This is a genomic window from Streptomyces sp. JN8, assembly GCF_055808075.1.
Genome location: NZ_CM147852.1, coordinates 3,211,105 through 3,225,792 on the forward strand (window position 1 = coordinate 3,211,105; position 14,688 = coordinate 3,225,792).

A 14,688-nucleotide genomic window follows, 5' to 3' on the forward strand; every position below is an offset into this window, starting at 1 on the left:
GGGCCGCGGTCCTCGCGGGCGGTGCGCCGGCTACGCGAACTTCTGGTTCGCCGAGCCGTCGCAGTTCTGGAGCCTGACCGGCTGCTTCGCCGCGCTCTGGGTGAGGCAGAGGCCGGTCGCCCCGGCCGGGCGGATCGTGGCGCCGTCGCGCACGAACCTCTGGTTGGCGCCGCCGTGGCAGTTCCACAGGACCAGCGCCCTGCCCGCCTGGTAGCCGGACCCGGGGACGTCCAGGCAGCGGTCCTGGGTCAGCTCGGTGTGGACGGTGCCGCGGGCGGAGTCGTACCACCAGCCCTGGTTGCGGCCGCCGTGGCAGTCCCAGCCGAGGACGGCGGTGCCGTTGGACGAGGTGGCCGCGTCGACGTCGAGGCAGTTGCCCGTCGCCCCGTTCCTCAGCGGCTTGTACGCGTCGTCCCAGGCGAGCGGGAAGAGCGTCGGGGTGCCCGAGGAGTTCACGTCCGCGCAGCTTCCCTCACGCAGGCCGGAGGCGTAGATCTGGGTGAGGCAGGAGGCGAAGGCGGCGTGGCCGCGCGCGTTGGGGTGGAAGGACTGCCGTACGGAGTTCTCGTCCGGGGTCCCGGGCTTGGAGAGGTCGATGTAGAGGCCGCGGGCCCAGGCGTCCTCCATGCAGACCTCGTGGCCGTGGAAGAGCCGCGAGTTGTCGAGGTAGACGGCGCCGGTGGAGGCGGCCGCCGCGCGCATCCCGCGCTCGAAGGCGGGCACGGCGGTGTTGCGGCCCCAGACGGTGTCGGAGTCGTAGCCGAGTCCGCCGCAGATCAGCTTCCCGGGGAAGTTCGGGTTGTCGCGGAAGTCGGGGCCGATCGGGCTGGGGTAGCCCATGAGGACGAGCTTGTAGTCGCCGTCGGCGTAACCGGCGTCGCGCATCACGGTCCTGAGGTCGCGGACGGTCTGCTCGACCTTGGGGACGAGCGCGTCGACGCGGGCCTGCCAGCCGCCGGCGTACTTGGGCTCGCAGGCGCCCTGGAGGAGCAGGTAGCGCTGGACGCAGTCGGTCATGACGGGCCCGAACTGCAGGTCGTCGTTGGCGCCGGCGACGAGCGTGATCATCTTGATCCGGGTGTTGCGCGCCTTGACGGCCAGGTTGTCGCTCTGGACGAGCTCGTCGGCGTACTGCTTCGAGCCGCCGATCCGGATGTTGCCGGTGTACGCGCCGGAGCAGGACACGTTGAACGTGAGGTCCGCGGGGATTCCGGTGCGGTGGATGGCGGCCTCGGGCGAGCGGTGGCACCAGTTGGTGGGACCGTTGGTCGGGGACTCGTAGGTGCCGACGCCCTCGCCGGAGATCTCGCTGTCGCCGAGCGAGATCAGGCCGGTCTTCCGCTGGGCGGGCGGGCGTTCCTCGGGACTGCCGTAGATCTTGACCGCCTCGGCGGCGCGGACGGCTTCGAGCGCGGGCGGGAGCGGGACGGCGGCGGTCACCGCCGCGGTGCCGGCGGCCGGGCCGGCCGCTCCGGCGGGCGCGGCGGCGGTCATCGTGCCGAGCGCGGCGGCGGCCGCGGCGACGACGGCCATGGGCCACCGGAGTCTGTACCTGGTGCGCGTCATTGCGCCTCCTGGAAGTGGGGTTACCCACGGTTTTTACTGGCCGGTACGCCCGATGGGAATACATCGAACAAGACAAGTGCTCATCTTTTATAGGAGGTTGAGGAACATGAACGACACAGACCAGGCCGGCGGCCACCGGATCGAACACGACTCGATGGGCGAGGTGCGGGTGCCCGCGCACGCCAAGTGGCGGGCCCAGACCCAGCGGGCCGTGGAGAACTTCCCGGTCTCCGGGCAGCGCCTGGAGCGCGCCCACATCGAGGCCCTCGCCCTGATCAAGGCCGCCGCCGCCCGGGTCAACGCCGAGCTCGGCGTGATCGACGGGGACCGCGCCGAGGCGATCGCCTCGGCGGCCGCCGAGGTCGCGGAGGGGCGCTGGGACGAGCACTTCCCGGTGGACGTCTTCCAGACCGGCTCCGGCACCTCGTCCAACATGAACACCAACGAGGTGATCGCCACCCTCGCCACCGAGCGGCTCCCCGAGGGCCGCGAGGTGCACCCCAACGACCACGTGAACGCCTCGCAGTCCTCCAACGACGTCTTCCCGTCCTCGATCCACATCGCGGCCACCGGAGCCGTCACCCGCGACCTGATCCCCGCCCTGGAGCATCTGGCCGCCTCCCTTGAGCGAAAATCGGCCGAATTCGCGTCGGTGGTGAAGTCCGGCCGCACCCACCTCATGGACGCCACGCCGGTCACCCTCGGCCAGGAGTTCGGCGGTTACGCCGCCCAGGTCGCGTACGGCGTCGAGCGGCTGCGGTCGGCACTCCCCCGGCTCGCCGAACTCCCGCTGGGCGGAACGGCGGTGGGCACCGGCATCAACACCCCGGCCGGCTTCTCCGCGGCCGTCATCGCCGAGGTCGCCCGCACCACCGGACTGCCGCTGACCGAGGCCCGCGACCACTTCGAGGCGCAGGGCGCCCGGGACGCCCTGGTGGAGACGTCCGGGCAGCTCCGGACGATCGCGGTCTCCCTCACCAAGATCTCCAACGATCTGCGCTGGATGGCCAGCGGCCCCCGCACGGGCCTCGCCGAGATCAACCTCCCCGACCTCCAGCCCGGCTCGTCGATCATGCCGGGCAAGGTCAACCCGGTGATCCCCGAGGCGGTCCTCATGGTCGCCGCGCAGGTGACCGGAAACGACACCACGGTGGCGGTCGCGGGCGCGGCCGGGAACTTCGAGCTCAACGTGATGCTCCCGGTGATGGCCAAGAACCTCCTGGAGTCCGTCCGGCTCCTCGCCAACGCCTCCCGGCTGCTCGCCGACCGCACGGTCGACGGGATCACGGCCAACGCCGAGCGGGCCCGCGAGTACGCCGAGTCCTCGCCGTCCGTGGTCACCCCGCTGAACAAGTACATCGGGTACGAGGAGGCGGCCAAGGTCGCGAAGAGGTCGCTGGCCGAGCGGAGGACCATCCGCGAGGTGGTGCTGGACTCCGGGTACGTGGAGCGCGGCGACCTGACCGTGGAGCAGCTGGACGAGGCCCTGGACGTGCTGCGGATGACCCGCCCGTGAGGTCCCGCGCGGGACACGCGCGCGCGTGTCCCGCGTACCCGGGTGACTCATCCGTGATCCAGGCCGCTGCGGCCGTGGGAGCGCGCCCCTAAGATCTGCGCATGACAGGATCGGTCGGCTCCCAGCATTGGGCGCCGGGGGAGCACATCCTCTGGCGCTACCGCGGCAACGGCACCGGAGAGGTGCACATCTGCCGGCCGGTGACGGTCGTCCGGGACACGCCCGACCTCCTCGCGGTCTGGATGGCCCCCGGCACGGAGTGCGTCCGCCCGGTGCTCGCCGACGGCACGGCCGTCCACGAGGAGCCGCTCGCCACCCGCTACACCGCGCCGCGCACCACGGAGCGCGCGCGGTGGTCCGGCAGCGGCGTCCTCAAACTGGCGAGACCCGGCGAGCCCTGGTCGGTGTGGCTGTTCTGGGAACGCGGCTGGCGCTTCCGCAGCTGGTACGTGAACCTGGAGGAGCCCCGGGTCCGGTGGTCCGGCGGCATCGACTCCGAGGACCACTTCCTCGACATCTCCGTCTACCCCGACCGCAGCTGGCTGTGGCGGGACGAGGACGAGTTCGCGCAGGCGCAGCGCTCCGGGCTGATGGGCCCGGAGCAGGCCGCCCGGGTGCGCGGCGCCGGGCGCCGGGCGGTGGACCGCATCAGGGCGTGGGGGGCGCCGTTCTCGGACGGCTGGGAGGACTGGCGGCCTGATCCGGGATGGCGGGTTCCGGAGCTGCCGGCCGACTGGGACCGCACTCCGGCGCACACGGCACCGTGAGACCCTTGATGCGCCCCCGGGGTTCAAACGTAGGATCGTCCTCCGCACGGCAGAGGCGGACCGGACGGCACGTCAGACCGCCCGAGCGGCACATCAACGACCGAACGCAGCGCAGGACCTGACCAGAAGTCATCCACGAGGGGGAGAGCAGTGCCGGACGTCTGCCCGGGTGTTCCGACCCCCGCTGGTGCCGCCGCTCGCGGAGCCCGCAGATCCGCCGCGCACAAGGGGTTTAGCCCCGCCGAAGGCGCGGCATCGGCGAGAAGAGCGAGTGCATCGCACCACCGGCCCGGACGGACGGAACCCCACGCGTGACGGAGCATCCCACCTCCCACGAAGGCCGGCAGCCCCTGGCTGCCCGGTCGCAGGAACGCGCGCGCCCTCGCCAGGAGGCGGCGGCCGGCCTGCCCTCCGACGTGCCCGCCCAGCCCGGCGGGCCGGCGGTCCCGGCCGCCGCGGGCCCCGGCGCGGACGCGCCCGTGCCGCCGCCGGCCGCCCCGCCGGGCGGTCCGGGGACGATGGCCCTCGCCGTGTCGGCGCAGCTCCCGGGCGGCGGCCGCGGCGGGGACACCGTCGCGCGGCGCGAGGGCGAGAAGCTCCGGTTCGTCGGGGCGGCGACACGGCGGATCGCGCGCGGCATCGACCTGGACGAGATCGTGCTCGGCCTGTGCCGGGCGACCGTGCCGACCTTCTCGGACGAGATCCTGGTGTACCTCCGCGACCCGCTGCCGGTGGGCGACGAGCGGCCGGTGGCGCCGTTCGTGCTGCGGCTGCGCCGTACGGACCGGCTGCGGTTAAGCGATCTGGAGGGCGAGGAGCTCGTGCTCGTGCCCGATCCGGACCCGACCCCCGCGGCCGAACTCTGCGAGGTGCGGTCCGGTGGGGCGCTGGCCGAGGTGCTGCGCGGGGTGCGGCCGGTGTTCGGCGACTCCGCGGCCGCCAAGACCGCGCTGACCGAACTGCTCGGCCCGGAGCATCCGCTGCCCGGCGGACTGCGGGCGGTCCTCGCGCCGCTGCGCGGCCGGCGCCGGGTGATCGGCGCCGCCGTGTTCCTGCGGCGGCCGGAGCGGGCCGGTTTCGAGCCGAACGACCTGCTCGTCGCGGCGCAGTTGGCCACGCACACGGCGCTCGGCATCGACAAGGCCGTCCTGTACGGGCGTGAGGCGTACATCGCCGACGAGCTCCAGCGGACGATGCTGCCGGACTCGCTGCCGCAGCCGACCGGCGTCAAGCTCGCCTCGCGCTACCTGCCTGCGGCCGAGACGGCCCGGGTGGGCGGCGACTGGTACGACGCGATCCCGCTGCCGGGCAGCCGGGTGGCGCTGGTCGTCGGCGACGTCATGGGCCACTCGATGACCTCGGCGGCGATCATGGGGCAGCTGCGCACGACCGCGCAGACCCTGGCGGGGCTCGACCTGCCGCCGCAGGAGGTCCTGCACCATCTGGACGAGCAGGCGCAGCGGCTCGGCGAGAACCGGATGGCGACCTGCATGTACGCGGTGTACGACCCGGTCTCGCACCGGATCACCGTGGCGAACGCCGGCCATCCGCCGCCGATACTGCTGCACCTGGGCGGCCGCGCCGAGGTCCTGCGGGTGCCTCCGGGCGCCCCGATCGGGGTGGGAGGGGTGGACTTCGAGGCGGTCGAGCTGGACGCCCCGGCCGGGGCCACGCTGCTGCTGTACACGGACGGCCTGGTGGAGTCCCGGCTGCGGGACGTGTGGACCGGGATCGAGCAGCTGCGGGAGCGCCTCGCGGCGACCGCGCAGCTGACCGGGCCGGACCACTCGCCGCCGCTGGAGGCGCTCTGCGACGACGTCCTGGACATGCTGGGGCCCGGCGACCGGGACGACGACATCGCGCTGCTGGCGGCACGGTTCGACGGGATCGCGCCGAGCGACGTGGCGTACTGGTTCCTCGACCCGGAGGACGCGGCTCCGGGGCGGGCACGGCGGCTCGCCCGGCGGGCGCTCGCGCGCTGGGACCTGGAGGAGCTGACGGACTCGGTCGAGCTGCTGATCAGCGAGGTCGTGACCAACGCCGTGCGGTACGCGGAGCGGCCGGTGACGCTGCGGCTGCTCCGTACGGACGTGTTGCGCTGCGAGGTCGGCGACGACTCGCCGCAGCTGCCGCGGCAGCGGCGGGCGCGGGAGACCGACGAGGGCGGGCGCGGCCTGTTCCTGGTGAACCGGCTGGCCCGGCGGTGGGGGGCGACCCGGCTCTCGGGCGGCAAGGTGGTCTGGTTCGAGCTGGCCACGCCGAGCCACTCGTAGCGGCGCGGGGGGTACGCGGCCCGCCGGGCCGTTCGCGGCGGCCCCGGGCCGTACGCAGCCCGCCGGGCCGCTGAGGACACGCGGAAGGGCCGGACCCCTCAAGGGGTCCGGCCCTTCGTCTGTCGGCGACCGCCGCGCTAGCGCTGCGGTCCGTCGGTGCCCTGGCTGCCGCCCGGGTCGGGCGGTTCGATGGACGGCGGCGGTGACGGCTCGTCGGTGACCGGCGGGGCGGTCGTGGGCTCCGGCGGCGTCGTGGCCGGGTCGCGCGTCGGCTCGGCCGGCGTGGTGGCCGTGGAGGTCGGCGGGGGCGTCGGGTCCGGGGACCGCGTCGTCGGCTCCTCCGTGGGCTCCTCGGTCGGCTCCTCGGTCGGCTCGGTGCTGCCGCTGGGCGACGGGTCCGGGCCGACGTCGCCCGCGCCCTCGGTCTCCAGGTCGAAGGAGGCGTCGGAGCCGCCGCCGAGGGCGCGCTCGGTGTAGTCGCCCCAGATCTGGGCCGGCGTGCGTCCGCCGTTGGCGCGGCCCTCGTTGATGGTGTTGGTGAGGGTGACCTGGTTGCCCTTGGCGTCCTCGCCGAAGAGACCGACCGCGGTGACGAGTTCGGGGGTGTAGCCGACGAACCAGGCGGAGCGGTTGTTCTCGGAGGTGCCGGTCTTGCCCGCGGCCTCGTAGTCGCCGGCGGCACGGAAGCCGGAGCCGTTCTGGACGACGCCCGTCATGGCCTTGGTGACGGTGTCGGCCGCCTTGCGGCTGATGACCTGCTCGCCGATGCCCTTGGCGGGGGAGAGCGTGCGGTCCCGGTGCTCGGCGGCCTTCACGAGGGTCGGGGTGACCTTCTTGCCGTGGTTGTCGAGGGTGGCGTAGACGCCGGCCATGTCCATCGTGGAGGCGCCCATGGTGCCGAGCGACATGGCGGGGGTCTCGCCGAAGTCCGCGCCGTCCTTCATGCCGAGGGAGAGGGCGGTCTTCTTGGTCCTGGCGGGGCCGACGTCGACGATCATCTGCGCGAAGACGGAGTTGATCGAGCTGTTGGTGCCCTTCTGGACGGTGACGGGGCCGTAGCTCCGGTCGTCCTCGTTCTCCGGGGAGAAGGGGATGTCGCTGCCGACGACCTCGCGACGGCTGGTGCCGTCGTAGACCGTGCCGAGGGCGATCTCCCGGCCGTCCTGGGTGACGGAGCGGTTGTCGAGCGCGGAGGCGAGGACGATGGGCTTGAAGGTGGAGGCGGGCTGGTAGTCGCGGCGGGTCGCGTTGGACGTCCAGTGCTCGGTGGCGCCGACGCCGCCGTACAGGGCGACGACGTCTCCGGTCTTGGGGTCGACGGAGGTGGCGCCCGCCTGGACGGTCGCGTCCTTCTTGTCGCCCTCGCGGTCGAGCTTGGACTCCAGCTGCCGGTCGACGGCCTTGACGAGGGCCTTCTGCCGCTTCTCGTCGATGGAGAGCGTGATGGTCCAGCCGCCGGCCTTGATGTCCTCCTCGCTGACGCCCTGGCGCATCAGCTCCTGGTTGGCGGCCTCGACGATGTAGCCGGTCTGGCCCTCCATGCCGGGGAGCGGCTTGGGCTTCTGCGGGACGGGGAACTTCATGCCGGCCCGCTCGGACGGGGAGAGCCAGCCCTCGCCGACCATGTTGTCGAGGACGTAGTTCCACCGCTCCTCGACGAGCTTGCGGCCGGTGCTGCTGGCGGAGGTCCAGTCGTACTGGTTCGGCGCCTGGAGCAGCGAGGCGAGGTAGGCGCCCTGGGCGGTGGTGAGGCGGGTGGCGTCGACCCCGTAGTACGAGCGGGCCGCCGCCTGTATGCCGTAGGCGCTGCGGCCGTAGTAGCTGGTGTTCATGTACCCGGCGAGGATCTCGCTCTTGGTCGACTGCCGGTCGACCTTGATGGCGATGACCATCTCCTTGAGCTTGCGCGTCGCGGTCTGGTCCTGGCTCAGGTAGAAGTTCTTGACGTACTGCTGGGTGATGGTCGAACCACCCTGCTTGCCCTTGCCGGTGATGGTGGACCAGGCGGCGCGCGTGGTGCCCTTGATGTCGACGCCGTTGTCCTTGTAGAAGGTCTTGTTCTCCGCGGCGACGAAGGCCTTCTGGACCTGCGCGGGGATCCGGTCGAGGTCGACGATCTCGCGGTTGATCCGGCCGGTGCGGGCGAGGACCTTGCCGTTGGAGTACTTGTAGATGTTGCTCTGCATCGTCGCCTCGGCGTTGGCCGTCGGCACCGGGACCATGAGGTAGACGACGTACAGGGCGCCCATGGCGAGCAGGCAGGCCACGAAGAAGGTGCCCAGGAGCTTCTTCCAGGTGAAGAGGCGGCGCAGGCCGCGTTTCTTCGCCTTGCTCTTGTCCGGTCCGCCCATGTGTCGTGTCGCTCCGCTCGTCGTGTGTCCCGGCGTGCCTCGGCCCGTGTCCCCGCGCCGGATCGGGTCAGCTAGCCAGCTAACACCGACGATGCAGACAAAGGACAACCGATCACGCCTTTTCCGGACGTGAGAATCAGCACCCATGCCCAGAGGAACCGACGCGCGGACGGGGCCGATGGTTGCGTGAGGGGATGGTTCCGCTTTGTGGCGGGTTCTCCTCGCCGCACGACACACGGCTATACACCGTGGGTATACAGCCCGTGTACAGTGGCCGCCATGTCCATCGGTCACACCCTCCTGGGGCTCCTGGAGTCCGGCCCGCGCCACGGTTACGACCTCAAGCGCGCCTTCGACGAGAAGTTCGGCCACGACCGGCCGCTGCACTACGGCCAGGTCTACTCGACCATGTCCCGGCTCCTCAAGAACGGCCTCGTCGTCGTCGACGGCATCGAGGCGGGCGGCGGCCCGGAGCGGAAGCGGTACGCCATCACCGAGGCGGGCATCACCGATGTCGCCCAGTGGCTCGCCACCCCCGAGAAGCCCGAGCCCTACCTCCAGTCGACGCTCTACACCAAGGTCGTCCTGGCCCTGCTCACCGGCCGCGGCGCCGCCGAGCTCCTCGACACCCAGCGCGCCGAGCACCTGCGCCTGATGCGCGAGCTCACCCGGCGCAAGCGGGACGGAGACCTCGCCGACCAGCTCATCTGCGACCACGCCCTCTTCCACCTGGAGGCGGACCTGCGCTGGCTGGAGCTGACCGCCGCCCGCCTCGACCGGCTCGCCGAGGAGGTCCGCCGATGAGCTCCGCCCCGCTGCTCGCGGCCACCGGCCTCGACAAGGCGTACGGCCCCACCACCGCACTGGCCGGCGCCTCCTTCGCGCTCCGGGCCGGCGAGGTCGTGGCCGTCATGGGGCCCTCGGGCTCCGGGAAGTCGACCCTGCTGCACTGCCTCGCCGGAATCGTGCGCCCCGACGCGGGGACCATCACCTACGACGGACGCGAGCTGACCGCCCTGTCCGACACGGCACGCAGCTCCCTGCGCCGCACCGACTTCGGCTTCGTCTTCCAGTTCGGCCAGCTCGTCCCCGAGCTGACCTGCGTCGAGAACGTCGCCCTCCCCCTCCGCCTCAACGGCGAGAAGCGCAGGGCAGCCGAGGCGCGGGCCACCGAGTGGCTGTCCCGCCTGGAGATCGACGACACCGCGCACAAGCGCCCCGGCGAGATATCCGGCGGCCAGGGCCAGCGCGTCGCCGTCGCCCGCGCGCTCGTCACCGCCCCGCGGGTGATCTTCGCCGACGAGCCGACCGGCGCCCTCGACTCCCTCAACGGCGAGCGGGTCATGCGACTCCTCACCGACGCCTCCCGGGACACCGGCGCCGCCGTCGTCCTCGTCACCCACGAGGCCCGCGTCGCCGCCTACTCGGACCGCGAGATCGTCGTGCGCGACGGAGCGGTGCGGGACGCGGAGTGGGCGGCATGACGCTCCGCACCCGGCTCCGCGACCTGGCGCTCGGCGCGCGGTTCTCGGTCGCCGGGGGCCGGTCGGGCCGCCTGCGCACCCTGCTGACCGCGACCGGGGTCGGCTTCGGCGTGGCCCTGCTGCTGCTCGCCTCCTCCCTGCCGAACATGCTGTTCCAGCGGGAGGTCCGCGAGTCCGTCCGCGCCGTCGACGGCAGCGGGCGCGTCGACGCGCCGCGCCCCGACTCCTTCCTCCACCTCGGCAGGACCACGATCTACCGCGACGACGTGGTCAGCGGCCTGCTGCTGCGGCCGGAGGGCGACCGCCCGGCGGTCCCGCCCGGCGCCGCGGCGTTCCCCGCGCGCGGCGAGATGCTGGTCTCCCCCGCGCTCCGCGAGCTGCTCGACTCCCCCGAGGGCGCCCTCCTCAAGGAGCGCCTCCCCTACCGGATCGGCGGGACCATCGGACCGGAGGGCCTCATCGGGCCCGCCGAGCTGCGGTACGTCGCCCACGTCGGCTTCCTCACCACCGACAACTACGACGGGCGCGGCGTGCGCTACGGCTGGTCGGTGCCCGAGGAACCGATGAACGCGTTCCTGATCCTGCTCGTCGTCGTCGCCTGCGTCGTCCTGCTGCTGCCGGTCCTCGTCTTCATCGCCACCGCCGTCCGCTTCGGCGGCGAGCAGCGCGACCGCCGCCTCGCGGCCCTCCGCCTCGTCGGCGCCGACACCGCCATGATCCGGCGGATCGCGGCCGGCGAGTCCCTCGCGGGCTCGCTGCTGGGCCTCCTCGTGGGCCTCGGACTGTTCGCGGCGGCCCGCCGGTTCGCCGGGGCGTTCACCATCTGGGACGTCAACGCGTACCCCGCCGACGTCGTACCGATGACCGCGCTCGCCGCGCTCGCCCTCGTCGCCGTCCCGGTCTCCTCCGTGGTGGTCACCCTCGTCGCGATGCGCGGGGTGGTCGTCGAGCCGCTCGGGGTGGTCCGGACCTCCACCCCCCGCCGCCGGCGCCTCTGGTGGCGCCTGCTGCTCCTCGCGGCGGGCGCCGCCCTGCTCGTCCCGCTCACGGGCGACGTGCAGGTGACCGAGGCGAGCATCGACACCGTGGGCGTGGCGGCCGGCACCACCCTCGCCCTGATCGGCCTGACGACGCTGCTCCCGTGGCTCGTTGAGGCCGGGGTGAAGCGGCTGCACGCCGGGCCCGTGGCCTGGCAGCTGGCCGTCCGCCGGCTCCAGCTGAGCAGCGGCACGGCGGCCCGCGCCGTCAGCGGCATCGTCGTCGCGGCGACGGGCGCGATCGCGCTCCAGATGCTCTTCCAGGCGATGGAGAACGACTTCACCCAGGTCACGGGTCAGGACGTGTCCCGCGCCGAGCTCGTCGTCGGGGTCGACGCCGCGTCGGCCGGCGCGGCGCTGAGGACCATCGAGCGCTTCGAGCGGACCGAGGGCGTCCGGGACGTCTTCGGGATCGTCGAGTCGCACGTGTGGCGCCCCGGGCCCCTCAAGAAGGGAGAGGGGTACGCCCCGATGAGCTCGCTGAGGGTCGGCGACTGCGCCTCCCTGGCCGAGTTCGCCACGCTGCCCTCCTGCAAGGACGGCGACGTGTTCGTCCTCCTGGCGCACGGCGCCCAGGGCAGCCCCGACGACTCCTTCGTCACGAGGGCGGCCCGCCCGGGCGCCGCGGTCGCCCTGCGCGACCCGCATCCGCACCCGAGCGAGCCGAAGCGCGCCGGGGACGGCCCGCCGCCCCAGTGGCGGATCCCCGCCGGCGCCCGGCTCGTGGACTCGCGCCCCGACCCGACGGGCATGTACCAGTACGGGGTCCTCGCCACCCCGTCGGCGATCGACGTCACCCGGCTCGACCGGCCCGACGCACAGGCCATGGTCCGGCTCGACCCCGCCGTGCCCGACGCCGCCGACCACGTGCGGAACACGGCGGAGGAGATCGACCCGACGTCCTGGGTCCGCACCCTCGCGGAGACCGAGCGGGACGCCGCGTTCGGCAGCGTCCGCACCGGCATCCTGGTCGGCTCCACCCTGACGATGCTGCTGGTGGCGGCCTCCCTGCTGGTCGCGACCCTGGAGCAGCTCAGGGACCGCAGGCGGCTGCTCTCCTCGCTGGTCGCCTTCGGCACCCGGCGGTCCACCCTGAGCTGGTCGGTGCTCTGGCAGACGGCGGTGCCGATCGCCGTCGGCCTGGTCCTGTCGGTTCTGGGCGGGACCGGCCTCGGGGTGGTGCTGCTGGGGATGGGCGGTCAGCAGGTGCAGGACTGGTGGGCCTTCCTGCCCGTCGTCGGGATCGGTCTCGGTCTGATCGCGGCCGTGACGCTGCTGAGCATGCCCGTCCTCTGGCGCCTGATGCGGGCGGACGGGCTGCGCACGGAGTAACCCTCCGGGCGGATGTACGAGAAGGGGGCGGCGGTTCCCGGTACCGGGGGGGTATCGGGAGCCGCCGTCCGCCGTGTCGGACCGGCGCGCGGGAGGGTTCCCGGGAACCGCCCCGCGCGTACGGGCGCTCAGCCGTCGCCGTCCAGCACCCGTACGGGCAGTCCGCGCATCGCCCCGCGCAGTTCCGCCGCGAGTTCCTCGAACTCGGCGTGCCGGGCCGCGCCGGTGCGCATGGCGAGGGCGATCCGCCGGGCGGGCGCCGGTTCGGTGAAGAGCCCGGTCCACAGGGCGTTGTTGCGGGCGGTCTCGACGGTGACCGCGGTGCGCGGCAGCAGGGTCACCCCCAGTCCGCCGGCCACCAGCTGCACGAGGGTGGAGAGCCCCGCCGCGGTGGTGGTGACCTCCGCGCCGTCCGCGCGCCCGGCCTCGCGGCAGATGTCGAGCGCCTGGTCGCGCAGGCAGTGCCCCTCGTCGAGGAGCAGCAGCCGCAGTTCCCTGAGGGCCTCGCGCGGGATGTCGTCCCGGCCGGCGAGCGGATGGCCCTGCGGGGTGACCAGGACGAAGTCCTCGTCGAAGAGGGGCAGTTCGGTGACCCCGGGTACGCCGAGGGGCACGGCGAGGAGCAGCAGGTCGAGCCGCCCGGCCGCCAGCCCCTCCAGCAGCGAGGAGGTCTGCTCCTCGTGGACCTGGAGGTCGAGGTCCGGATAGCGGCGGTGGACCAGCCGGAGCACCGTCGGCAGCAGGTAGGGGGCGACCGTCGGGATCACCCCGAGCCGCAGCACCCCGGTGAACGGGGCCTGGGCCGCCTCCGCCTCCTCCATCAGCTCCGAGACCGCGTCGAGGACCCCCCGTGCGCGGACGGCGAGCCGCTCCCCCGCCGGCGAGAGCAGCACCTTCCGCGTCGTACGCTCGAGGAGTTGGACACCGAGTGCCTCTTCGAGTGCCGAAACCGCGCCCGAGAGGGCGGGCTGGCTCATGCCGATGGCGGCCGCCGCGTCGCGGAAGTGCAGATGCTCGGCCACCGCCGCGAAGGCTCTGAGCTGGGACAGGCTGGGTTGTTTCACACGTCGTGCCGGGATCACTGATAACCACCTTCGATCAACACGACCCACTCTAGCTATTTCACTGATCAATGCACTCCGTGCCATGCTGTGAGCCGTCCAACCCCCACGGAAGACCTCAAAAGGGACCCTTCCCGTTCGCAAGGAGAGCGCGTGCTCACTGTCGGTGACAAGTTCCCCACCTACGACCTGACCGCCTGCGTGTCGCTGGAGAGCGGCAAGGAGTTCGAGCAGATCGACCACAAGGCCTACGAGGGCAAGTGGCGCGTGGTGTTCTTCTGGCCGAAGGACTTCACCTTCGTCTGCCCCACCGAGATCGCCGCGTTCGGCAAGCTGAACGACGAGTTCGCGGACCGCGACGCCCAGATCCTCGGCGTCTCCGGCGACTCCGAGTTCGTCCACCACGCCTGGCGCAAGGACCACGCCGACCTGCGTGACCTGCCCTTCCCGATGCTGGCCGACTCGAAGCACGAGCTCATGAGCGACTGCGGCGTCCGCGGCGAGGACGGCTTCGCGCAGCGTGCCGTCTTCATCGTCGACCCGAACAACGAGATCCAGTTCACCATGGTGACCGCCGGCTCCGTCGGCCGTAACCCCAAGGAGGTCCTGCGGGTCCTCGACGCCCTGCAGACCGACGAGCTGTGCCCCTGCAACTGGAACAAGGGCGAGGGCACCCTCGACGCGGCCGCGCTCCTGTCGGGCGAGTGATCTGACATGGCTCTCGACGAACTGAAGTCCGCCATACCGGACTTCGCCAAGGACCTGAAGCTGAACCTCGGTTCGGTCATCGGCAACAGCGAGCTGCCCCAGCAGCAGCTCTGGGGCACCGTCCTCGCCTGCGCGATCGCCTCGCGCTCGCCGAAGGTCCTCAAGGAGCTGGAGCCCGAGGCCCAGGCCAACCTGAAGCCCGAGGCGTACCAGGCGGCCAAGTCCGCCGCCGCGATCATGGCGATGAACAACGTCTTCTACCGGACCCGGCACCTGCTGTCGGACCCCGAGTACGGGACGATGCGCGCCGGTCTGCGGATGAACGTCATCGGCAACCCGGGCGTCGAGAAGGTCGACTTCGAGCTGTGGTCGCTGGCGGTGTCCGCGATCAACGGCTGCGGCCAGTGCCTCGACTCGCACGAGCAGGTCCTGCGCCAGGCCGGTGTCGACCGCGCCACGATCCAGGAGGCCGTCAAGATCGCCGCGGTGATCCAGGCGGTCGGCGTCACCCTCGACGCGGAAGCGGTCCTCGCCTCCGCCGAGTAGGGCGTCACGATACGGAGAAGGGGCCCCGGGGCGTACAGCCCCGGGGC

Annotated in this window: 11 protein-coding genes; 8 read left to right on the forward strand and 3 right to left on the reverse strand. The window is 72.5% G+C overall.

The features are described 5' to 3' along the window. Positions 1 to 30: 30 nt before the first annotated feature. Positions 31 to 1,566, reverse strand: coding sequence for a ricin-type beta-trefoil lectin domain protein (locus ACY0MR_RS13740; protein ID WP_392862042.1), 1,536 nt, complete (start codon positions 1,564 to 1,566; stop codon positions 31 to 33). Between the two features lie 106 nt (positions 1,567 to 1,672). On the opposite strand from ACY0MR_RS13740, the gene ACY0MR_RS13745 reads away from it, so the two are divergent. From ACY0MR_RS13745 to ACY0MR_RS13755, 3 genes are all read left to right on the forward strand, one after another. Continuing rightward, complete coding sequence (locus ACY0MR_RS13745; protein WP_388793130.1) at positions 1,673 to 3,082, forward strand: class II fumarate hydratase; 1,410 nt, start codon at positions 1,673 to 1,675, stop codon at positions 3,080 to 3,082. 101 nt (positions 3,083 to 3,183) lie between these two features. Beyond that, positions 3,184 to 3,849, forward strand: a complete 666-nt coding sequence (gene fomD, locus ACY0MR_RS13750; RefSeq protein ID WP_388793128.1) for a cytidylyl-2-hydroxypropylphosphonate hydrolase — start codon at positions 3,184 to 3,186, stop codon at positions 3,847 to 3,849. A gap of 311 nt (positions 3,850 to 4,160) precedes the next feature. Further along, entirely contained in the window at positions 4,161 to 6,122 is a 1,962-nt protein-coding gene (locus tag ACY0MR_RS13755) for a SpoIIE family protein phosphatase (protein ID WP_404079192.1), read from the forward strand. Between the two features lie 137 nt (positions 6,123 to 6,259). On the opposite strand, the gene ACY0MR_RS13760 is transcribed toward ACY0MR_RS13755, so the two are convergent. Next, a complete protein-coding gene (locus ACY0MR_RS13760; RefSeq protein ID WP_473560919.1) occupies positions 6,260 to 8,473 on the reverse strand; it encodes a transglycosylase domain-containing protein in 2,214 nt (737 codons plus the stop codon). A gap of 279 nt (positions 8,474 to 8,752) precedes the next feature. Here ACY0MR_RS13760 and ACY0MR_RS13765 point away from each other — a divergent pair, with 279 nt between their 5' ends. From ACY0MR_RS13765 to ACY0MR_RS13775, 3 genes are read left to right on the forward strand one after another with little or no spacing between them, the layout of a single operon-like run. Next, positions 8,753 to 9,277: a PadR family transcriptional regulator gene (locus ACY0MR_RS13765; protein ID WP_388793122.1), complete on the forward strand. Its 525-nt coding sequence runs from the start codon at positions 8,753 to 8,755 to the stop codon at positions 9,275 to 9,277. Beyond that, positions 9,274 to 9,957: an ABC transporter ATP-binding protein gene (locus ACY0MR_RS13770; protein WP_473560921.1), complete on the forward strand. Its 684-nt coding sequence runs from the start codon at positions 9,274 to 9,276 to the stop codon at positions 9,955 to 9,957. Before ACY0MR_RS13765 ends, ACY0MR_RS13770 begins: the two co-directional genes overlap by 4 nt. Then, positions 9,954 to 12,326 carry an FtsX-like permease family protein gene (locus ACY0MR_RS13775; RefSeq protein WP_473560923.1) on the forward strand — a complete coding sequence of 791 codons (2,373 nt, stop codon included), beginning with the start codon at positions 9,954 to 9,956 and terminating at the stop codon, positions 12,324 to 12,326. The genes ACY0MR_RS13770 and ACY0MR_RS13775 overlap by 4 nt, the downstream gene beginning before the upstream one ends. Positions 12,327 to 12,454: 128 nt before the next feature. Here ACY0MR_RS13775 and ACY0MR_RS13780 read toward each other — a convergent pair whose 3' ends face one another. Beyond that, on the reverse strand, positions 12,455 to 13,390 hold the full coding sequence (locus ACY0MR_RS13780) for a LysR substrate-binding domain-containing protein (RefSeq protein WP_361858925.1): 936 nt from the start codon (positions 13,388 to 13,390) through the stop codon (positions 12,455 to 12,457). Between the two features lie 150 nt (positions 13,391 to 13,540). On the opposite strand from ACY0MR_RS13780, the gene ACY0MR_RS13785 reads away from it, so the two are divergent. After that, positions 13,541 to 14,095, forward strand: a complete 555-nt coding sequence (locus ACY0MR_RS13785) for a peroxiredoxin (RefSeq protein WP_024758658.1) — start codon at positions 13,541 to 13,543, stop codon at positions 14,093 to 14,095. A gap of 6 nt (positions 14,096 to 14,101) precedes the next feature. Next, positions 14,102 to 14,641, forward strand: coding sequence for an alkyl hydroperoxide reductase (locus ACY0MR_RS13790; protein ID WP_015035886.1), 540 nt, complete (start codon positions 14,102 to 14,104; stop codon positions 14,639 to 14,641). The last annotated feature ends 47 nt before the right edge of the window (positions 14,642 to 14,688 follow it).